A 19775-nucleotide genomic window follows, 5' to 3' on the forward strand; every position below is an offset into this window, starting at 1 on the left:
CGAACTGGGCGTGGACCTGGCGCGTGTGCCGGGCACCGGCCCGAAAGGCCGCATCACCCAGCAGGATGTGCAGAACTTCGTCAAGGGCGTGATGGCTGCCGGTCCGACCGCCGCGGCACCGTCGAAGGGTGGTTCGGGCGGCGGCATGGAAGTGCTGGCCTGGCCGTCGCTGGACTTCTCGAAGTTCGGTCCGACCGAGACCGTGGCCCTGCCGCGCATCAAGAAGATCTCCGGCCCGAACCTGCACCGCAACTGGGTCATGATCCCGCACGTGACCCACTTCGAGGACGCCGACGTCACCGACCTGGAGCAGTTCCGCGTCGATTCGAACGCCGCGCTGGCCAAGCAGAAGTCGACCGTCAAGCTGACCATGCTGGCCTTCGTGATCAAGGCCTCGGTTGCGGCACTGAAGAAGTTCCCGCAATTTAATTCGTCGCTGTCGGAAGACGGCGCCAGCCTGATCGTCAAGCAGTACTACAACATCGGCTTCGCCGCCGACACCCCGAACGGCCTGGTGGTCCCGGTCGTGAAGGATGCCGACAAGAAGACCATCTCGCAGATCGCCGTGGAAATGGGCGAGCTGTCGGCGCAGGCACGCGACGGCAAGCTGAGCCCGAGCGCGATGCAGGGCGCGACCTTCACCATCTCGTCGCTGGGCGGCATCGGTGGCACGGCCTTCACGCCGATCATCAATGCGCCGGAAGTGGCGATCCTGGGCCTGTCGAAGTCGGCGATGAAGCCGGTGTGGGACGGTTCCACCTTCCAGCCGCGCCTGATGCTGCCGCTGTCGCTGTCCTACGACCACCGCGTGATCGATGGCGCCGGCGCCGCGCGCTTCGCCGCCTACCTGGCGGACGTGCTGGCCGACCTGCGCAAGACCCTTCTGTAAGGAGCGCCGAATGAGCACTGTTGAGGTAAAAGTACCGAACATCGGCGACTTCAAGGACGTCGAGATCATCGAACTGCTGGTCAAGCCGGGCGACACCATCAAGGTCGACCAGTCCCTGGTGACCGTCGAATCGGACAAGGCCAGCATGGAGATCCCGTCGGCGAACGCCGGCGTGGTCAAGGAAATCAAAGTGAAGGTCGGCGACAAGGTGAACGAAGGTTCGCTGCTGCTGATGGTCGAGGAATCCGGGGCGGGCGCAGCTGCACCTGCAGCACCCGCAGCGGGCGAGAAGCCGGCAGCAGGGATCGGCGCGCAGGCTGCCGCCCCGACCGCGGCCACGGCCCCGACCGATTCGTACGCACCGGCCCATCCGGCGCCGGCGGCCACGCCAAGCGCCACCCCGGCGCCGGGCGCGGCCAGCTACAGCGGCCCGGTCGACATCGAATGCGAAATGATGGTGCTGGGCGCCGGTCCTGGCGGCTACTCGGCCGCCTTCCGCGCGGCTGACCTGGGCATGAACACCGTGCTGGTCGAGAAGTACGCGACCCTGGGCGGCGTCTGCCTGAACGTGGGCTGCATCCCGTCCAAGGCGCTGCTGCACGTGGCGCACATCATGGACGAGACCGCGCACATGGCCGACCTGGGCGTCAGCTTCGCCAAGCCCGACGTCGACATCGACAAGCTGCGCGCCTATAAAGATGGCGTGATCAAGAAGATGACCGGCGGCCTGAACTTCATGGCCAAGGCGCGCAAGGTCAACGTGGTGCAGGGCGTGGGCCAGTTCCTGAGCCCGAACCACATCGAGGTCACGGCAGCCGACGGCTCTAAGCGCGTCGTCAAGTTCGCCAAGGCGATCATCGCCGCCGGTTCCTCGGTGGTGAAGCTGCCTTTCGTGCCGGAAGATCCGCGCATCGTCGACTCGACCGGCGCGCTGGAACTGCGCCAGGTGCCGAAGCGCATGCTGGTCATCGGCGGCGGCATCATCGGCCTGGAAATGGCAACCGTGTACTCGACCCTGGGTGCGCGCATCGATGTGGTCGAGATGATGGACGGCCTGATGCAGGGCGCCGACCGCGAGGCCGTCAAGGTCTGGCAGAAGTACAACGCGCACCGCTTCGACAACATCATGTTGAAGACCAAGACCGTCGGCGTGGAAGCGCTGCCGGAAGGGATCAAGGTCTCGTTCGAAGCGGCGGAAGCCGGCGCCACCGCGCCCGAGCCGCAGCTGTACGACCTGGTGTTGGTGGCCGTCGGCCGCAGCCCGAACGGCAAGAAGATCGCCGCCGAGAAGGCCGGCGTGGCCGTGACCGACCGCGGCTTCATCGGCGTGGACGGCCAGATGCGCACCAACGTGCCGCACATCTTCGCCATCGGCGACCTGGTGGGCCAGCCGATGCTGGCGCACAAGGCAGTGCACGAAGCGCACGTGGCAGCGGAAGCGGCGCACGGCGAGAAGGCCTTCTTCGATGCCAAGGTGATCCCGTCGGTGGCCTACACCGATCCGGAAGTCGCGTGGGTCGGCCTGACCGAGGACGAAGCCAAGCAGAAGGGCATCGCCGTCGAAAAGGGCCACTTCCCGTGGAACGCCAGCGGCCGCGCGGTCGCCAACGGCCGCGACGAGGGCTTCACCAAGCTGCTGTTCGACAAGGAAACCAAGCGCATCATCGGCGGCACCATCGTCGGCACCAATGCCGGCGACATGATCGGCGAAGTGGCGCTGGCCATCGAGATGGGCGCGGACGGCGTGGATATCGGCAAGACCATCCACCCGCACCCGACCCTGGGCGAATCGATCGGCATGGCGGCGGAAGCCTACAAGGGCGTCTGCACCGACCTGCCGCCGGCACGCAAGAAGTAATCTGCCCCGGCATGCACGAAAAGCGGAACCTTGCCGGTTCCGCTTTTTTTTGCCCTCCCAGCGGGGTCAGGTCTGACAAACGGACACGACCTCAACAGCACGAATGCGGCAAACCCGCATGTCAAGGCTGAGCCCGTGTCCAAATGTCAGACCTGACCCTCGGGTTACTCGGGTTACATCTGCCTGAACAGGTCCACGTAATTCCGGCTCACCACCAGCTGCTCGTCGCGCCCCTTGAGCCGCACGTGCAAGCGCCCGCGAAAGTCGGTCCGGGTGCCGGCCACGTGGCGCGCCGCGACGATCACGCCGCGGTGGATCTGCCAGAACTGCTGCGGGTCGAGCTGTTCCTTCAGCTTGCTCAGCGGCGTGCGGATCAGGCTTTCGCCATCCGCCAGATACACGCTGGTGTACTTGTCGTTGCTCTGGAAGTAGATCACTTCGTCGATGGCGATCAAGCGCGTTTCCTGGCCCTTGGCCGCGCGGATCCATTGGAGCGGGGCCGGCGCCGCCACGCCCAGCTGGCGCAGCAGGGCCTGCAGGGCGTCGGCCGCAGGCGCCGGGGCGGGCGTGGCAAGCGCAGCCTTCAGCCGCGCCACCGTGCGCGACAGGCGTTCCAGCCCGATCGGCTTGAGCAGGTAGTCGAACGCCGCGTGCTCGAAGGCTTGCAGGGTGTAGTGATCGTAGGCCGTGGTGAACACCACATGCGGCGGCTTGCTGCCGGTGCACAGGCGCGCCGCCAGCTCGATGCCGTTCAGGCCGGGCATCTGGATGTCGAGGAACACCACGTGCGGCGCCAGCTCGTCGATCAGCGCCAGGGCCTGCACCCCATTGGCCGCGCGCGTGACGCGCAGTTCGGGCCAGGCGGCGGCCAGCTGCGATTCCAGGTAGTCGAGCAGGTGCGGCTCGTCGTCCGCGATCAGGGCGTGGGAATGGTCGTGCATGGTTCCAGGAGGGGAAGCTGCAGGCGCGCGCTGACGCCGCCGGCGGGGTTTTCGATGAGCCGCAGGCTGGCCGCGGGGCCGTACAGCTGGCGCAGGCGCTCGCGCAGGTTCGACAGGCCGACGCCACCGCCGGGGCGGGGCGGCAGCATGCGCAGCCCGAGGCCGGTGTCGCACACGTCGATGCACAGCAGGCCGCCGTCCGGGTGGGCGCGCAGCACGATGTCGCCGCCTTCCAGCTTGGGCTCGATGCCGTGCATGACCGCGTTCTCGACCAGCGGCTGCAGCAGCATCGGGGCGATCGGCAGCTGATCGATGCCGGGGGCGATCTCGAAGCGCCAGCGCAGGCGGCCTTCCAGGCGCACGCCGAGCACGTCGAGATAGGCGCGCGCCAGCTCGAGTTCACCCTGCAGGGTCGCATGCTCGGCGCGGCTGGCCGACAGGCTGGCGCGCAGGTAGTCGATGAAGCGCTCCAGCATGCGGCGCGCCTTGGCCGGCTGGCTGTCGATCAGGCCAACGACATTGGCCAGCGTGTTGTACAGGAAGTGTGGCTCGATCTGGGCCTGCAGCGCGCGCAGGCGCGCCTCGGCCACCAGCCTTCCGGCGGCCGCGATCTGCTCCTGCTGGCGCGCCGCGTCCGCTTCGCGCCGCATGCGGCGTTCGCCCGCCGCCAGTACCAGTACGATCAGCACCGCGGTCAGCATGCCGAAGGCGAGCAGGACGGTCATGACCTTCCCGCCCTGGAAAAAGAACAATGGGTTCCTGCCTTGCAGCAGGGCGTTACCGACTGGAATGCCGGCCACGCAGGCCATGCCGACCGCCAGCAATTGCACGCTGCGGAACAGAACGGCCTTCTCGCGCGGCACATGGCGCTCGATGAGATGCAGGGCGCCGTGGACCAGGAAGCCGATCAGGTTGCTGATCACGACCGTGTAGAACAGCATGCGTCCGAACGACATGTCCGAGCGGCCGAACATTTCCTGCGTCACGGTCAGGCCCAGGCCGATCAGGCTGCTCCAGATCGCCGTATAGGCGATATTGCGGGCTGGAGACGAGGGCCAGCGCCGGAACAGGGGAATGAGTTCCAGCGGATGGCTGCGAATGCGCGGTGTGGTTTTGTCGGCGGTTATCATGCTGATAAGAAATTACCATGAAAGCAGTGTGGTGTGCGATAGGGAAGCCGGGCCAGGGCCAAGGGCCCGGCGCTCACCCGTGCCGCATCGAACACGCACAACACCCCCACGCCACGGCGCAGGTCCTGGGCCACGCCGACCAGGTAGCCGTCGGTCTCGGAGCGCGCATTGCGGCGCGGCACCAGCACGTGTTCCTCGACCTGCCAGCCGGCGCCGAAGCGGTAGGCATCCACCTTGCCGCTGTCGGTATCGACCAGGTTGACCGAGTCTAGCCGCGCGTCACCGCCCAGCAGCACCAGCTTGCGATGGCGGCTTCCGACCGACTGCGGCGCCACGCGCGGAAATTCGCTCGCGCCGAACAGGCGGCTGATCCGGGCCTGGCCCGACGCATGGTCGAGGCAGATCTGCACCGCTTCGCTGCGCGAGCGGGTCTGGCGTGCGCCGGCCATCAGGTCGCCGAGTTCGCCCAGCACGTCGCCTTCGTGCAGCACCGCGTCGAAGCGGGTGCAGGCGCCGTCCTCCCAGGCATTCCCGAAGTGGAACACCATGCGCGGCGGCAGTTCGAACACCTGGCGTATCGTGAGGCTGTCCTTGGCCACCACCACGGCGCGCAGCGGACGCGCGGACGGTCCGCTCCCGGCCCAGGCGTGACGTTCGGCGAAACTCGTGTCCTTGCCGGGTTTGAGGTCGTAGGGCGGGACCAGGAAGACGAGGTGACGGGCGCTGACGGCGAAGTCGTGCACCATGGCCTGCCCGGGCACGTCGATCAGCGCGCTGCGCAGGACCTGGCCATCGGCGCCGATCTGGTAGAGCGCGATGCGGCCGGAGCCGGGCAGGGCGCCGAAATTCCACATGCCGCCTTGCGGATCGCACTTCGGATGGGCCGAGAAGGGCATGGCGCGCAGATCCTCGCGCCAGGTCTGGATGCCCCGGGTTGCCAGCGTCTCCGGATCGACTTCGATGGCCGAGCCGCCTTCCCAGAGCGCATACACGCGGCCGTTGACGGGCAGCAGGTTGGTATTGGCCGCATTCAGGCTGTCGTTGTCGCGGAATCCGCGGTGCGCCACCCAGGTGCCGAAGGACGGGTAGAGGAATTTCCCGGCCCGGGTCTCGTCCAGGTAGCGCCGCGTCTCGACGAAGCGGCCCTGGTGCCGGACCTTGCCGCCGGCAATGGTCCAGCGCTGGGCGAAACCGTCGCCGTCGAACCAATGGTGGTAGCGCTCGCCGCCCAGTTCGAAGCGGCCAGGGCCGTTGCGGTAGAAACTGCCCTGCAGGTCGGCGGGAAGGCGTCCGCTGAGCGTCGCGTCGCCGGCCTGGCTGCCGACGGTGTCCGCGTAGACGGCCAGTGCCGGGTCGCGTGCCAGGGCGGCGTGGAAGCGGCGCCGGGTTTCCTGGTCGGCACGCACCTGGCCGGCCAGCGCGAGCGCACCAAGGCCCAGCCCGGCTTCGATAAAGCGGCGGCGGTCCATGGCGGCTCCTTCAGCGCAGGCTGATGGTGGCGGTGGCGCCGGCCGGCGGCAGGCTGAATTTCACCTGCGAGAATGTTGGTGGTCCCATGGTGCCGAGGGCATTGTTGCTGAAAGCGTGGTCTTCCGACGGGATGCCCATGGCGTTGCTGTCCATCTTGCCGTTGTCGTTGGCATCGTGAAACAGGGCGATGCCATAGTCGCCCGCCGGCAAGTCCTTGATCACCAGGTCTACCGCGCCGGCCGCGGCAGCCAGCCGGGCAGCCCTGGCCGGGCGCTTCAGGAAGCTGTCGGCCGAATCATAGAGTGCGACCATGATGCTGCCTTGCGCGGACTTGACGTCCTCGATGCGCAGCGTGAGATCGGCGGCGCTGGCGGCGCCGGAAACGAGGAGGGCGAGGGCGGCTGCGATACGGATGGCTTGCATGACGGTCTCCATGAGTGGGTTGATGGCCTATTCTGGGGAAGAGGCCGGGGCCGCGCCCGTGCTTGCGACGAAGCTGCAGCGGTGCGGCGCGAATTGCATCCGAATAGCGCGAATTGCGCGGCGCGCTGCCGTATGTACTTGCTATGATGGGAACGTGTGGCGGCGAGCCACTTGCCGCCGGTTGCGTGTCAAGCTACAGGGGGAGTGCCATGGTCGAGTACGGCAATGAATATGTCGGGACGATATTCGTCCTGCCCGAAACGCGCTGCTTCGAGCTCAGGACCACGGTCCATGGGGAGCAGCATCTTGTTCACGGCACCATTACCCAGCAGCTTGCGGCGCGCTTCATGGAAGGGGCGCCGGATTACATCGACCCACGCCAGCTGTCGCTCCAGCCGCGCCGGGTCGAAGTGATGACCCGGGAGATCCACGAACGCCACCGCGCCCCGCGCAAGGTGTATTGCCTGAGCCGGCTGTTCGACTTCGAGCCCCAGGCGCAAGGGATGCCGGCCCCGGCCATGGCCGGCTGAAGCCTGGCGGCCTGGACAAAAAAAAGCCGCCCGGCTTGCGCGGGGCGGCGTTGTGGTGTCGGCTTGTTCAGGTGAACGCGATGAAGCGCTGCGGAATATCGATGCTGCCGGATTGTGCGGCAGCGGCGTAGGCGCGCATTTCCGTAACGACCGCTTCCAGCTGTTCGTTGTTCGGGTTTTGCAGGAAAAGCTTCATACGCTCCTGCAGGGCAGCCTGCTGGTCGCGCCATTCGTAACGGGAAGACTTGCTCATGCTTCCTCCTCGCGGCGAACAGCCGCTGTCGTTTTATTGTTCATGACATCCTCCATTAATAAGGATGTCAGATTGTCATAAAAGCTTGCCCAAGGTCGGTGCGATGACGCACAGACCCGCTTTTGACCATATGGTCAAAAAATGCTGCGGTAAAACAACTCTAAACGTTCGGCAAGCATACGCCGCGCTTCCGCGCGCGGGGGCTCGCGCTCGGGGAAGAGATAGCGCACTACCGGGTCGCCGTTGACGCAGGCGATCAGGTGCGCGGGCAGCAGGGCGACCGGCACATCGGGACGCAGTTGGGCACGCACGTCCGGCCGGGCGAAATAACGTTCGAGCATCTCGCGCGTCATGCGCGGCCCCGCCTCGTAGAAGGTCTCGGCCAGCTCGGGATTGGTGCTGGCTTCCGCCATCACCACGCGCTGCAGGATCATCGCGTCCGGCTCGCACAGCATGTCGTAGAAATAGCCGGCGAACTCGTCGATGACCTCGCGGACCGGGCGCTGGTCGACATCCATTTTCCCGACCGGGAAAAAGCGCTCGCGCCGCGCCTGCAGCACAGCCTTGAGCAGGCCGGCCTTGCCGCCGAATTTCACGTAGATGGTACGCACCGCCACCCGCGCCTCGCGCGCGATGGCTTCCAGGCTCACGCCGGCGTACCCATGCTTGATGAACAGGCAGCCGGCGGCGTCGATCAGTTCCTGGGTGCGTGCTTCGACCTCCGAGGCCTTGGGACGGCCGGCGGACTTGGTCGGAGTAGCGGGAACGGGACTGGTGGCTTTCGTCATGGCTTCATTCTAATCCAATAAAAATGAAATGCAACCGTTTCATTTCTTGACTTCGGCCGAACACTGGCAAATAATGCGCATGACCCATTTCATTTTTCTTCGGAGTTTGACCCCATGGCAGAATCGCACACCTCGGCCCCGGCTATGCAGCAGGCTGTCCAGACCCCCGCGGCGCCGGGCAAGGCGCCGCCCAACAAGCGCGTGCTGGGCGTGGTGGGGCTGATCGCCGTGCTGGCCCTCGGGGCAGGCGGGCGCATGTGGTATCGCAGCCAGCATTACGTGGAAACCGAGAACGCCTACGTTACCGGCCGGGTGCACCCGGTATCGAGCCGCGTGGCCGGCGTGGTCACGCGCGTGCTGGTGGACGACAACCAGCTTGTCAAGGCAGGCGAGGTGATTGCCGAGCTGGACCCGGCCGACCACCACGTGCGCGTCGAGCAGATCGAGGCGCAGATCGCCAGCGTGGAGCAGCAGATCGCCCAGGCCGATGCCCAGGTGACGCAGGTGCGCGCCCAGGCCGCCGCGGCCGGCGCCCAGGTCAGGCAGGCCGAGGCCCAGCTGGTGCGCGCGCGCCAGGATGCCGAGCGCTTCGGCCAGCTCTACAACGAGACCATGAAGGCGGTGTCGAAGGCGGAGGTCGATGCTTCCAGCGCCGCGCGCGCCGCTGCCGTCGCCGACGTGGCGGCGCGCCGCGACAGTGCCGGCGCCGCCCAGGCCCAGGTGGCCGCAGCCAGCGCCGGGCGCGACGTGCTGAAGGCCCAGGTCAAGGTGCTGCAGGCCCAGCTCAAGGACGCCCAGCAGCAGCTGGCCTACAACCGCATCGTCGCGCCGGTGCCGGGGCGCGTGGGCAAGCGCAGCGTGGAAGTCGGCGCCCGCGTGCAGCCGGGCCAGCAACTGCTGGCCGTGGTCGAGGACGAGGTCTGGGTCACCGCCAACTTCAAGGAAACCCAGCTGGCCGGCCTGGAGCCGGGCCAGCAGGTCTCGCTCGAAGTCGACGCGCTGCCGGGCAAGCCTTTGCTCGGCCGGGTGCACAGCTTCTCGCCGGCCTCGGGCAACCAGTTCGCGCTGCTGCCGGCCGATAACGCGACCGGCAACTTCACCAAGATCGTCCAGCGCGTGCCGGTCAAGATCGTGCTCGATCCGGCGGACGTGAAGAAGTACGCCGGCCGCCTGGTGCCGGGCATGTCGGTCATCGCCGAAGTGGAACTCGGCCAGAAGGTGGCCCGCGGTTCGGATCGCCAGACCGCGGCCGTCGCCCGCTAAGGAAAGACGATGACCAGCCTCACCAAGGCCGCTCCTCCTGGCGTGATGCCGGGAGCGCCGGCCAACGGCGTCCGCATCGACGCGCGCACCTGGATCGCGGTGGCCGCCGGCATGCTGGGCGCCTTCATGGCGGTGCTCGACATCCAGATCACCAACTCCTCGCTGCGCGACATCCTCGGTTCGCTGTCGGCCACGCAGGAAGAGGGCTCGTGGATATCGACCGCCTACCTGTGCGCCGAGATCGTCGTGATCCCGATGACCGCGCTGTTCACGCGCGCCTTGGGTGCGCGCGCCTACATGATCGGCACCACCGCGCTGTTCCTGCTGTTCTCGACCCTGTGCGGCGCGGCCTGGAACCTGGAAAGCATGATCGTGTTCCGCATGCTGCAGGGCTTCACCGGCGGCGCCCTGATCCCGATGGCGATGACCCTCGTCATGACGCGCTTGCCCGCTTCCAAACGCGCGGTCGGCATGGCGATCTTCGGCCTCACCGCCACCCTGGCGCCGGCCATGGGCCCGACCCTGGGCGGCTACCTGTCCGAGATCTACGGCTGGCCCTCGATCTTCTACATCAACTGGGTGCCGGGCGTGCTCCTGATCGCCGGCCTGGTGTACGGCATGGACCGCGAAAAGACGAACCTCAAGGCGCTGGTGAACGCGGACTGGCTCGGCATCGGCCTGATGGCCATGGGCCTGGCCTGCCTGACCATCTTCCTGGAAGAGGGCAATTCGAAGGACTGGTTCGAGTCCTCCTTCATCGTCAGCTTCGCTTCGCTGTCGCTGGTGGGCATCCTGGGCTGGGTGGCGGTGAGCTTTACCAGACCCGATCCCTTCGTGAACCTGCGCCTCTACGGCCAGCGCAACTTCCTGGTGGCGACCGTGCTGTCGGCGGTGACCGGCATGGGTTTATACGGGTCCTCGTTCCTGCTGCCGCTGTACCTCGGCCAGATCGCGGGCTACACGCCGATGCAGATCGGCGAAGTGATCGCCTGGGTCGGCCTGCCGCAGCTCCTGGTGATGCCCTTCGCGGCGGCGCTGTCCTCGAAAGTGGACAACCGCATCCTGTGTTCCTTCGGCCTGCTGCTGTTCGGCGGCTCCTGCCTGATGAACGCCTTCATGGATGCGACCACAGGCTATGACCAGCTGATGGTGACCCAGGTGATCCGCGCGATCGGCCAGCCCTTCGTGATGCTGACCCTGTCGAACTTCGCGATGCAGGGCCTGGCGCCGAAGGACATGCCCTCGGCCTCGAGCCTGTTCAACATGACCCGTAACCTGGGCGGCTCGATCGGCATCGCCCTGCTGGCCACGGCGCTGACGGTGCGCGAGCACTTCCACTCGGCGCGCCTGGGCGAGGCGGTGTCGAGCTATGCCCCGGCGACCCAGGGGCGCCTGGATGCGCTGACCCAGGGTTTCATTGCCAATGGCATGGATCCGGCCACGGCCGCCAGCCAGGCGCTGGCCGTGGTCGATCGCATCGTGCGGCGCGAGTCCTACGTGATGGCCTACAACGACGGCTTCCTGATCATCGGCGTGGTGCTGCTGGGCTGCATCGCCGCGATCTGGCTGGCGGACAAGGTCAAGTCGCCGGGCGGCGCCTCGGGCGCACACTGATAGAGAGAGAATGAAATGTTGAAGAAGCTTGTACTTGTCTCCGCGCTGGCCGCGGCCCTGGGCGGCTGCGCCACCGTCGGCCCCGACTTCAAGGCGCCCGCAGGCGCAGCCGACGCGGCCTACCGGCATGCCAGCGCCACGAATGAGGCGGCGCGCCTGCCGGCCCAGTGGTGGACCGTGTTCGGCGACGCCACCCTGGACAGCCTGGAGGCGCGCGCCCTGCGCGACAACCCCGGCGTGCAGGCCGCGGCGCAGCGCCTGCTGCAGGCCCAGGCCCAGCTGGGCGTGGTGCGCGCCGGCCAGGCGCCGAATGTCGCGGTGAGCGCGGGCGTGTCGAACTCGCGTACCTCGGCCGAGACCGCGCAGGGCATCGCCCTGGGCGGGCGCTCGATCGAAGGCAACAACTTCAGCGTCGGCGCCTCGTTCTCGTATGAACTGGACCTGTGGGGCCGCGTGCGCCGCGTGGTGGAAGCGGCCGACGCCGGGGCGCTGGCGGCCCAGATTGATCGCGACGGCGTGCTCCTGATGCTCTCGAGCCAGGTGGCCCAGTCCTACTGGCAGCTGCGCGGCCTGGACGCCGAGCTGGCGATCCTGCGAGGGGCGTTGGACGCTCGCCGCGAAGCGCAAGACCTGGTGGAAGCGCGCTTCAAGGCCGGCCTGTCGAACGAGCTGGACGTCTCGCGCGCCCGCATCGAGCGCGCTAATGCCGAAGCCGACCTGCACGAGGTGCAGCGCCAGCGCAATGCGGTCGAGCACGCGCTGGCCGCGCTGGTGGGCGCTTCGCCGAGCCAACCCGTGCTGGCCGACAGCGCCGGCGCACAGCTGCCGCTGCCCCCAAGCATTCCGGTCGGCCTGCCGGCCAGCCTCCTGAAGCAGCGTCCCGACCTGGCCGCCAGCGTGGCCCAGCTGAAGGCGGCCAACGCGCAGGTGGGCGTGGCCGAAGGCGCCTTCTATCCGTCGCTTTCGCTGACCTCGAACTTCGGCTTCGCCTCCGAACACCTGCGCGACATCGCCAGCGGCGGTGCGCGCCAGTTCTCGATCGGTCCGCTGGCGCTGTCGCTGCCGGTATTCGACGGCGGCCGCAACCGCGCCAACCTGGCGTTGTCCAAAGCGCGCTACGAAGAAGCGGTGGCGAATCACCAGACGCGCCTGTTGACCGCGCTGCGCGAAGTGGAAGACGCGCTGTCCGACGTCCAGCAGCGCCAGCAGCAGGGCGAGGTGCAGGCGCAATCCCAGCAGGCCGCGGCGCGCGCCTTGCTGGTGGCGCAGGCGCGCTACGAGCGCGGCGTGTCGACCTACCTCGACGTGACCGATGCCCAGCGCAACGCCCTGGCGGCGGACCGGGCGGCGGCGCAGATCCGCACCCAGCGCCTGCTGGCCACCGTGGCCGTGGCGCGCGCGCTCGGCGGCGGCTGGGAGCAGGGCGAGGCGCTCGCCACGATCGCGAAACCCGGCATCTAAGCCCGGCTTGCAGGGCCACAGCGGCAGGCTACAATGGGCGGATACTCAACCATACGAGGATCCGCACCCATGTCCCTGCCCGCACGTGCCCTGCTCATCGCCGCCCTCCTGGCGTCCAGCGCAGCCTCCGCCCAATCCTGGCAACCCGTCCCGAGCGGCACCGGCGCCGAATTGCGCGGCCTGTCCGTCGTGAGCAGCAAGGTCGCCTGGGCCAGCGGCGCCAAGGGCACCGTCCTGCGCACCGTCGACGGCAAGGCCTGGCAGGCGATGCAGGTGCCGGATGCAGACAAGATCGACTTCCGCGACATCCACGCTTTCGACGCCAGGACGGCCGTCGTGATGGGGGCGGGTCCCGGCGCGGCCTCGCGCATCTATCGTACCGAGGACGGCGGCGCGACCTGGGCCTTGGTCACCACGAACGCGGTGGCCGAGGGCTTCTGGGACGCGATGGCCTTCTGGGACAAGGACAACGGCATCCTGTTCGGCGATCCGGTCAAGGGCAGCTTCCAGGTCTACACCACCGGCGACGGCGGCCGCAGCTGGCAGGAAGTCGCCGCCAAGGGGCTGGAGGCCATGCCGAACGAGGGCGCCTTTGCCGCCAGCGGCACCTGCCTCACGGTGGCCGGCACGGGCGACGCCTGGATCGCCACCGGCGGCAGCGCCAGCTCGCGCGTCTTCCACTCCCCTGATCGCGGCAAGACCTGGCGCGTGTCGTCGACCCCGATTCCGGCCGGCGCCGCCGCGCGCGGCGTGTTTTCGGTCGCCTTCCTGAACCAGAAAGAAGGTTTCGCGGCCGGCGGCGATTACAAGGAAACCCGCATGGCCGGCACCAACGGCGCCTATACCGTCGACGGCGGCGCCAGCTGGACGCAGGTAGAGGTGGCGCCCGCGGGCTACATGTCGGTGGTGGTGCCGGTGCCCGGCGCACCCCGTGCGCTGGTGGCCGCCGGCCTGGCCGGATCGGGCTACTCGCCGGACGCCGGCCGCACCTGGAAGGAGCTCGACAAGACGCCGATGAACACGGTCGGTTTCGCCGGCCCGGCGCAGGGGTGGGCGGTGGGGCCGAAAGGCTTGCTGATGCAGTACACGGGTCCCCGGCTGGACGCCCAACAAGGGCAATGACGGGACAAGCGATTACAATCGCCGGACTACAACTATTTGACTAGAGACACCATGAAGAAATTCCTCGCTCCTCTCGTGTTGTTTGCTGCCATCAGCAGCGCTTATGCCGAACCCGCCACGGTCGCCCAACTGAGCACCATGGCCAAGCGCTTCGCACCCGCCGAGCTCAAGGCCGACACCTCGAAGCTCTCGAAAGGCGACCGCGCCGCGATGGCCAAGCTGATCGAAGCGGCCAGGATCATCGACACCCTGCAGCTGCGCCAGCGCTGGGCCGGCAACGAAGCCCTGTGGGCCGCCCTGCAGAAGGACAATTCGGAACTCGGCCGCGCGCGCCAGAACGCCTTCTGGCTGAACAAGGGCCCATGGTCCAGCCTCGACGACAACGGGTCCTTCATGCCCGCCGAATATGCCGGCATCAAGATCCCGGCCAAGAAGCCGCTGGGCGCCAATTTCTACCCGGAGAACGCGAGCAAGGAAGCGCTGGAGGGCTGGATGAACGGCCTGCCGGCAGCGCAGAAGGCCGACGCGCAGTGGTTCTTCACCGTCATCCGTACCGGTCCGGACGGCAAGTTCCGCACCGTGAAGTATTCGGACGAATACCGCCCGGAGCTCGAGAAGCTGGCCAAGCTGCTGCGCGAAGCCGCCGCGCTCACCGACAACGCCTCGCTCAAGAAATTCCTGACGCTGCGCGCCGATGCTTTCCTGTCCAACGACTACCTGGCCTCGGACTTTGCCTGGATGGACCTGGATTCGCCGGTCGACGTCACGATTGGCCCGTATGAGACCTATAACGACGAGCTGTTCGGCTACAAGGCCGCCTTCGAAGCCTATGTGAGCATCCGCGACCAGAAGGAAACGCAGAAGCTGGCCTTCTTCGGCAAGCACCTGCAGGAGCTGGAAGACAACCTGCCGCTGGCCAAGCAGTACCGCAACCCGAAGGTCGGCGCGATCGCCCCGATGGTGGTGGTCAACCAGGTATTCGGCGCCGGCGACGGCAACATGGGCGTGCAGACCGCCGCCTACAACCTGCCGAACGACGAGCGCGTGATCCGCGAGCGCGGTTCCAAGCGCGTGATGCTCAAGAACGTGCAGGAAGCGAAGTTCGAATCGACCCTCAAACCCATCTCGAAGCTGGTGCTGCGTGCGCAAGACCAGAAGGACCTCGATTTCGACTCCTTCTTCACCCACATCCTGGCGCACGAGATCATGCACGGCCTCGGCCCGCACACGACCAGGAAGAACGGCAAGGAATCGACCCCGCGCCAGGACCTGAAGGACACCTACTCGACCATCGAGGAAGCCAAGGCCGACATCACCGGCCTGTGGGCGCTGGGCTACATGATGGACAAGGGCCTGCTGAAGGACACGCTGGGGCAGGGGAGCTCAGCCGAGCGCAAGCTGTACAACACCTTCCTGGCCTCCGCCTTCCGCACCCTGCATTTCGGCCTGACTTCCTCGCACGCGCGCGGCATGGCGATCCAGATGAACTACCTGCTCGACAAGGGCGCTTTCGTGGCCAATAGCGACGGCAGCTTCTCGGTGGACTTCAAGAAGATCAAGGGCGCGGTTGCCGACCTCGACCGCGATTTCCTGACCATCGAGGCCACCGGCGACTACGAGGCCGCCAAGGCGATGATGGCGAAGTACGTGGTAATCCGTCCGGAAGTGCAGAAGGCGCTCGACCGCCTCAAGTCGAGCGTGCCGAACGACATCCGTCCGAACTTCGTGACTGCGGCGTCGCTGACGAAGTAAGACGGCAAGCGATGGAGCCGGCGGTATCATTGGTATGGACGCAACAGTGCCGCCGGCTTTTACTTAAACTAAACTGAAAGCTCCGTCAATCCATACAGGGAGCATGTTATAGTCGCTGCATTGCTTGGGGGAAATTCCCAGGCTGCAGAAAGACAGAACATGACGACGAAGCCCCTTACCACCGGCGCGCGGCTGGCCATCGGCTACGGCGCCGTGATCCTCCTGATGATCGCGCTCTCCGTGCTGGCCGCAGCGCGCGCGGGGCAGATCGAGCAGATGCTGTTCCGCATCGACGACGTCAGCGGCATCAAGCTGCGCTACGCCTTCGAACTGCGCAGCAGCGTGCACGATCGTGCGATCGCACTGCGCGACGTCGCCCTGGCCCCCGATTCCGTTGCCGCCGCAGCCCCGATCGCCCGTCTCAAGACCCTGGCCGATGCCTATGCACGCGCCGCTTCTCCGCTGAACGCACTGTTCCATGAACTGCCGGGCATCCTGCCCGCGGAACGCGAGGCCCTGGCCGCCATCAAGGAGCAGGAGCGCCGCACCCGTGCCCTGGTCGACCGTGTGATCGCCCTGCATGCGCTCGGAGAAACGCGCGAGGCGGCCAGCTTGCTGTCGCAGCAGGCGGCGCCGGCTTTCGTGGACTGGCTCGCCAGCCTGAACCGCTTCATCGAACTCGAGCAGAAGCTCGCGGCCGACGACATGGCCTCGGCGCGCGAGCTGGCGTCCGGATTCGCGCAGTGGATCGTGCTGCTGTGCGCAGGCGCCGTGGCGGCGGCCGTGGCGGGCACCTGGTATGTCGTGCGCGGGCTGCCGCGTGAGAAGGAAGCGCTGCCCGACGTGGATGAAGCGGCCCCGGCCGCGCCGGAGGAAGCCGCGCCGAAGCGCGTCGACGACATCGTCGGCGCCATCGACGGCCTGGCCTTCCGCGCCAACATCCTGGCGCTCGACGCCGCGGTGCAGGCGCTGCGCACCGGCGAGCACGACGAAGAGCAGACCGCCGTGGTGCAGGAACTGCAGGCGCTGGCGCTGCGTTCGAGCGCGGTGGTGAAGGATATCCGCGACCTGGTCGGCAGTCCGGTGGCCCACATGGAAGACGCCGGCGCCCTGCAGGCGATCGCCAATGCCGTGGCGCGCGTCACGGCGGTGACCTCCGCGATCGGCCTGGAAGAGGGCCAGGCTAGAGCCCAGACCGAGAGTTCGCGCCGCACCACGGCCCTGCTGCAGGCATCGACTGCCGCCGCCGCCATGGAAGCCGAGGCACAGCGCCTTGCGGCCATGGTTGCCCCGGTGCTGCCGGCGGGCGAAGCCGACCAGCCGAAGCAAAACTGACAAGTTTATCGTTCTCGACACAGAGAAAAATATTCCCGAAAGACGGCCTTTCTCACGGGCTAGAATTGCCGATAGGCATTTCATCGTCCTTGGGAGAATTCTCGTGTTCAAGCCCCTGATCCTCGTCGCGGTCTGCGCCCTCACGGCGGCGCCCGACCTGCATGCCGCCGAGCTGACCGCACTGGAAAAGCGCTGGCTCAGCGCCGCCGGACCGGTGCTGGCCTACTCCCAGCAACTCAAGCTTCCCCTCGACATCACCGTCCAGCCCCAGCCGCGTCCCGGCGACGTGCCGCTGGCCATGGGTTTCGACAAGGGCCGCTGCAAGCTGGTCATGTCCCTGCGCAACAACCCCGATGCCGAGACCGTGCTGGCCGGCATTCCGGAGGCGGAGCAGGGGGTGCTGATCGAAGCCATGGCGGCGCACGAGATCGCGCACTGCTGGCGCTATGTGCAGGGCGTCTGGCATGAATTGCCGGCCGGCTTCGTCGAGGTGGGCGACGAGCGCGCCCTTGACGCCTCGCTGCTGGCGGCGTCGAAGGCGATGCGCGAGACCCGCCGCGAAGAAGGCTTCGCCGACCTGGCCGCGCTGGCCTGGATCCGGCACAACAATCCGGACCAGTACGGGCACGTGTACCGCTGGCTGTCCGGCGTGCGCGCCAAGGTGGCGGTGCCGCGCAGCGGTCACGACACCCGCGCCTGGGTACGCCTGGCGGGCGACTCTGCCGCGTTCGGCAAGGCCGAGGCGCCCTTCGATGACGTCGACGGGCTCTGGCGCGAAGGCCTGCTGGCCGCCGAATGACCCTGTTGCGCGCGGCCTCGCAGCAACAGTCGGGGCCGCCAATTGGACGCTGAGCGGACGAGTGTACGTTGTCGCACAGATGTTGTCGGGTGTAGAGCGTCTAATGATGTCATCACAACAACCTACCACAAGGGACACATCATGAACCGACTCCTCGCCACCCTGCTGGCCTCCGTTGCCGGCGCCACCATCGCCGCTGCTCCCGCTTTTGCCCAGTCCGACGCCGCCGGCTACCGCGCGGCCATGCAGAAGATCGAGAAAGAGCACGACGTTGCCAAGGACAAGTGCGATGCCCTGACCAAGGAAGACGTCTGCGAAGAGCAGGCCGACGTCGCCCGCGCCAAAGCCGAACTGGCCGCTGCGCAAAAGTACGACAACACTCCGGACCGCCTCAATGCCGCACACCGCAAGCTGGCCGAGGCCGAGTATGAGCTGGCCGAAGAGAAGTGCGATGCCATGAAAGGCAACCAGAAGGACAGCTGCATGAACACCGCCAAGTCGGTGCGCACCGCCGCGCTGGCCGAGCTCGACGGCAAGCGCGACACCCGCGCCAGCACCACCGGCGGCAGCGGCAGCACCGCCGCCACCGCGGGCGCCGCCGGCAGCGCCGGCCTGGTCGCGTCGACCGATACCAAGGACCCGGTGAAGTCGGCCGCGGTCGAGAAGTGCGAAGAGAAGGGCAGCAAGACCGCCTGCCTGGTCGAGAACAAGGACAAGCCGGATACGGCCCTGGAGCGTGCCGGCGAGAAGACCCGTAACGCCATCGCCGGCGCGGTCGACAAGACCAAGGAAGCCGGCCGCAACGTTGCCGACAAGACCAGGGAACTGACCGCCGGCGCCGCCGCCACCACCGAGCGCGCCGCCGAGAACGCCGGCGACAAGACCCGCGCGACCGCCTCGAACGCGGCCGACAAGACCGAGAACGCCGGCTCGCGCACCGCGTCCAACATGTCGGACGCGGCGATCACCGCCAAGGTCAAGGCCGGCCTGGCCGCCGAGAAGGACACCAGCGCGCTGGCCGTGAAGGTCGAGACCGAGAAGGGCGTCGTCATGCTGAGCGGCTTCGTCGACTCGAAGGCCGAAGCCGAGCGTGCCGAGAAGGTTGCCAAGGGCGTCGACGGCGTTACCCGCGTCAAGAGCACGCTGAAGGTCAAATAATCGTCGTGCAAGACCGACAGCCCGCACGCCTGCCGTGCGGGCTTTTTCTTTTTGGCCACAACACCTGCCGGTCCCGGGCCGGACCGACTTATAATTGCCCCGTGAACAAACTCGAAGCCTTCGGATACATCGCCGCCCAGGCCGCGCGTGGGGACATCACCTTTCCCACCAGCGTGAATGCCGTGCTGCGCCTGCAATTGGCCCTGGACGATCCGGATTGCCATGTGGACGAAGCGATCCGCCTGGTGCTGTCCGAACCGCAGCTGGCCGCGCGCACCGTGGCGCTGGCCAATACCGCCGCCTACGGGGCTGCCGGCAGCGTCCAGGTGAGCAATGTGCGGGCGGCCGTGCTGCGCATCGGCTACCGCCGCCTGCGCGGCCTGGTGGCGGCGCTGATGGTGCGCCAGTTCGGCCACCGCATCGCCGACCGGGTGCTGCGCGCCAAGGCCGAGCAATTATGGACCCACAGCGCCCAGGTGGCGGCACTGGCGCAGGCCATCGCGCGCCACGTCACCAAAGTCGATCCCGACACCGCGCTGTTCGCGGGCATCGTGCACGAGGTCGGCGGCTTCTACCTGCTGTCGCGCGCCGACGAGTTCCCCGGCCTGCTCGAGGACGATACCGAGAACTGGGGCGTGCTGGTCGAGGACGTGGCCAGCCTGGAGATCATGCGCAAGCTCGCGATTCCCGCCGATGTGGCCGAGGCCGTCGGCGGACTGCGCGACGGCGTCCTGAACCCGGCGCCGCACACCCTGCTCGACACGCTACTGCTGGCGAACCGCTATGCGCTGGTCGACTCGCCGCTGGGCAGCCCGTTTGAGGACCACGAAGCCGGACCGCTCGAGGCGGCGACGCTGCAGGTCCTGCGCAGCGAAGCGGCCGAGACCGCCCAGGCGCTGGGCGACGCCACGCTGGTCTAGCCCGTCCCGTCCTCTTCCATAAGTCGTAGGACGCGAGAAAATTGATTAATCTGATGATACTGTAGGGAA

At 67.3% G+C, this 19775-nt stretch carries 18 protein-coding genes; 12 read left to right on the forward strand and 6 right to left on the reverse strand.

What is annotated here, in order from left to right; all coding sequences use genetic code 11:
- Positions 1 to 889, forward strand: an 889-nt coding sequence (locus tag B2R83_RS15370; RefSeq protein ID WP_292042973.1) for a 2-oxo acid dehydrogenase subunit E2, incomplete at its 5' end; no start/stop codon positions are given.
- Between the two features lie 10 nt (positions 890 to 899).
- A complete protein-coding gene (lpdA, locus tag B2R83_RS15375; RefSeq protein ID WP_292042974.1) occupies positions 900 to 2747 on the forward strand; it encodes a dihydrolipoyl dehydrogenase in 1848 nt (615 codons plus the stop codon).
- Between the two features lie 173 nt (positions 2748 to 2920).
- On the opposite strand, the gene B2R83_RS15380 is transcribed toward lpdA, so the two are convergent.
- Genes B2R83_RS15380 through B2R83_RS15395 form a run of 4 tightly spaced genes read right to left on the reverse strand, consistent with a single transcriptional unit; the run spans position 2921 to position 6711 of the window.
- Complete coding sequence (locus B2R83_RS15380) at positions 2921 to 3688, reverse strand: LytR/AlgR family response regulator transcription factor (protein ID WP_292042976.1); 768 nt, start codon at positions 3686 to 3688, stop codon at positions 2921 to 2923.
- Positions 3664 to 4818: a sensor histidine kinase gene (locus B2R83_RS15385; protein ID WP_292042979.1), complete on the reverse strand. Its 1155-nt coding sequence runs from the start codon at positions 4816 to 4818 to the stop codon at positions 3664 to 3666. Before B2R83_RS15385 ends, B2R83_RS15380 begins: the two co-directional genes overlap by 25 nt.
- A complete protein-coding gene (locus B2R83_RS15390) occupies positions 4815 to 6287 on the reverse strand; it encodes a carotenoid oxygenase family protein (RefSeq protein WP_292042981.1) in 1473 nt (490 codons plus the stop codon). The genes B2R83_RS15385 and B2R83_RS15390 overlap by 4 nt, the downstream gene beginning before the upstream one ends.
- 10 nt (positions 6288 to 6297) lie before the next feature.
- A complete protein-coding gene (locus tag B2R83_RS15395) occupies positions 6298 to 6711 on the reverse strand; it encodes a DUF2141 domain-containing protein (protein WP_292042982.1) in 414 nt (137 codons plus the stop codon).
- A 209-nt stretch (positions 6712 to 6920) separates the two neighbouring features.
- On the opposite strand from B2R83_RS15395, the gene B2R83_RS15400 reads away from it, so the two are divergent.
- Positions 6921 to 7241 carry a hypothetical protein gene (locus B2R83_RS15400; RefSeq protein WP_292042984.1) on the forward strand — a complete coding sequence of 107 codons (321 nt, stop codon included), beginning with the start codon at positions 6921 to 6923 and terminating at the stop codon, positions 7239 to 7241.
- A 67-nt stretch (positions 7242 to 7308) separates the two neighbouring features.
- On the opposite strand, the gene B2R83_RS15405 is transcribed toward B2R83_RS15400, so the two are convergent.
- The gene (locus B2R83_RS15405) at positions 7309 to 7494 is read right to left on the reverse strand and encodes a hypothetical protein (RefSeq protein ID WP_159702138.1); all 186 of its coding nucleotides are present in this window, start codon (positions 7492 to 7494) and stop codon (positions 7309 to 7311) included.
- A gap of 134 nt (positions 7495 to 7628) precedes the next feature.
- On the reverse strand, positions 7629 to 8282 hold the full coding sequence (locus B2R83_RS15410; RefSeq protein ID WP_292042988.1) for a TetR/AcrR family transcriptional regulator: 654 nt from the start codon (positions 8280 to 8282) through the stop codon (positions 7629 to 7631).
- A 114-nt stretch (positions 8283 to 8396) separates the two neighbouring features.
- Here B2R83_RS15410 and B2R83_RS15415 point away from each other — a divergent pair, with 114 nt between their 5' ends.
- The 9 genes from B2R83_RS15415 to B2R83_RS15455 all read left to right on the forward strand — a co-directional run bounded on the left by B2R83_RS15415 (position 8397) and on the right by B2R83_RS15455 (position 19706).
- On the forward strand, positions 8397 to 9545 hold the full coding sequence (locus tag B2R83_RS15415; protein ID WP_292042992.1) for an HlyD family secretion protein: 1149 nt from the start codon (positions 8397 to 8399) through the stop codon (positions 9543 to 9545).
- A gap of 9 nt (positions 9546 to 9554) precedes the next feature.
- Entirely contained in the window at positions 9555 to 11159 is a 1605-nt protein-coding gene (locus tag B2R83_RS15420) for a DHA2 family efflux MFS transporter permease subunit (RefSeq protein ID WP_292043000.1), read from the forward strand.
- 15 nt (positions 11160 to 11174) lie between these two features.
- Entirely contained in the window at positions 11175 to 12620 is a 1446-nt protein-coding gene (locus B2R83_RS15425; RefSeq protein ID WP_292043005.1) for an efflux transporter outer membrane subunit, read from the forward strand.
- A gap of 69 nt (positions 12621 to 12689) precedes the next feature.
- Positions 12690 to 13742, forward strand: coding sequence for a WD40/YVTN/BNR-like repeat-containing protein (locus B2R83_RS15430; protein ID WP_292043009.1), 1053 nt, complete (start codon positions 12690 to 12692; stop codon positions 13740 to 13742).
- A gap of 51 nt (positions 13743 to 13793) precedes the next feature.
- The gene (locus tag B2R83_RS15435; RefSeq protein WP_292043010.1) at positions 13794 to 15494 is read left to right on the forward strand and encodes a dipeptidyl-peptidase 3 family protein; all 1701 of its coding nucleotides are present in this window, start codon (positions 13794 to 13796) and stop codon (positions 15492 to 15494) included.
- Between the two features lie 159 nt (positions 15495 to 15653).
- Positions 15654 to 16829, forward strand: coding sequence for an MCP four helix bundle domain-containing protein (locus B2R83_RS15440; protein WP_292043013.1), 1176 nt, complete (start codon positions 15654 to 15656; stop codon positions 16827 to 16829).
- A 103-nt stretch (positions 16830 to 16932) separates the two neighbouring features.
- Positions 16933 to 17628 (forward strand): hypothetical protein, encoded by a 696-nt coding sequence (locus B2R83_RS15445; protein WP_292043015.1) that lies wholly within the window; start codon positions 16933 to 16935, stop codon positions 17626 to 17628.
- A 141-nt stretch (positions 17629 to 17769) separates the two neighbouring features.
- Positions 17770 to 18786 carry a BON domain-containing protein gene (locus B2R83_RS15450; RefSeq protein ID WP_292043018.1) on the forward strand — a complete coding sequence of 339 codons (1017 nt, stop codon included), beginning with the start codon at positions 17770 to 17772 and terminating at the stop codon, positions 18784 to 18786.
- A gap of 101 nt (positions 18787 to 18887) precedes the next feature.
- Complete coding sequence (locus tag B2R83_RS15455) at positions 18888 to 19706, forward strand: HDOD domain-containing protein (protein WP_292043019.1); 819 nt, start codon at positions 18888 to 18890, stop codon at positions 19704 to 19706.
- The last annotated feature ends 69 nt before the right edge of the window (positions 19707 to 19775 follow it).

The sequence above is a fragment of the Massilia sp. UBA6681 genome (assembly GCF_002454935.1).
Classification (GTDB): Bacteria; Pseudomonadota; Gammaproteobacteria; order Burkholderiales; family Burkholderiaceae_D; genus Telluria; species Telluria varians.

What these genes read in the sequence shown, in the direction of transcription:
- B2R83_RS15415 (WP_292042992.1), top strand. Translation starts at nt 8,397, where the DNA reads ATGGCAGAATCGCACACCTCGGCCCCGGCTATGCAGCAGGCTGTCCAG.
- B2R83_RS15405 (WP_159702138.1), bottom strand. Translation starts at nt 7,494, where the DNA reads ATGAGCAAGTCTTCCCGTTACGAATGGCGCGACCAGCAGGCTGCCCTG.
- B2R83_RS15430 (WP_292043009.1), top strand. Translation starts at nt 12,690, where the DNA reads ATGTCCCTGCCCGCACGTGCCCTGCTCATCGCCGCCCTCCTGGCGTCC.
- B2R83_RS15410 (WP_292042988.1), bottom strand. Translation starts at nt 8,282, where the DNA reads ATGACGAAAGCCACCAGTCCCGTTCCCGCTACTCCGACCAAGTCCGCC.
- B2R83_RS15380 (WP_292042976.1), bottom strand. Translation starts at nt 3,688, where the DNA reads ATGCACGACCATTCCCACGCCCTGATCGCGGACGACGAGCCGCACCTG.
- B2R83_RS15435 (WP_292043010.1), top strand. Translation starts at nt 13,794, where the DNA reads ATGAAGAAATTCCTCGCTCCTCTCGTGTTGTTTGCTGCCATCAGCAGC.
- B2R83_RS15440 (WP_292043013.1), top strand. Translation starts at nt 15,654, where the DNA reads ATGACGACGAAGCCCCTTACCACCGGCGCGCGGCTGGCCATCGGCTAC.
- B2R83_RS15450 (WP_292043018.1), top strand. Translation starts at nt 17,770, where the DNA reads ATGAACCGACTCCTCGCCACCCTGCTGGCCTCCGTTGCCGGCGCCACC.
- B2R83_RS15385 (WP_292042979.1), bottom strand. Translation starts at nt 4,818, where the DNA reads ATGATAACCGCCGACAAAACCACACCGCGCATTCGCAGCCATCCGCTG.
- B2R83_RS15425 (WP_292043005.1), top strand. Translation starts at nt 11,175, where the DNA reads ATGTTGAAGAAGCTTGTACTTGTCTCCGCGCTGGCCGCGGCCCTGGGC.
- B2R83_RS15400 (WP_292042984.1), top strand. Translation starts at nt 6,921, where the DNA reads ATGGTCGAGTACGGCAATGAATATGTCGGGACGATATTCGTCCTGCCC.
- B2R83_RS15390 (WP_292042981.1), bottom strand. Translation starts at nt 6,287, where the DNA reads ATGGACCGCCGCCGCTTTATCGAAGCCGGGCTGGGCCTTGGTGCGCTC.
- B2R83_RS15420 (WP_292043000.1), top strand. Translation starts at nt 9,555, where the DNA reads ATGACCAGCCTCACCAAGGCCGCTCCTCCTGGCGTGATGCCGGGAGCG.
- lpdA (WP_292042974.1), top strand. Translation starts at nt 900, where the DNA reads ATGAGCACTGTTGAGGTAAAAGTACCGAACATCGGCGACTTCAAGGAC.
- B2R83_RS15395 (WP_292042982.1), bottom strand. Translation starts at nt 6,711, where the DNA reads ATGCAAGCCATCCGTATCGCAGCCGCCCTCGCCCTCCTCGTTTCCGGC.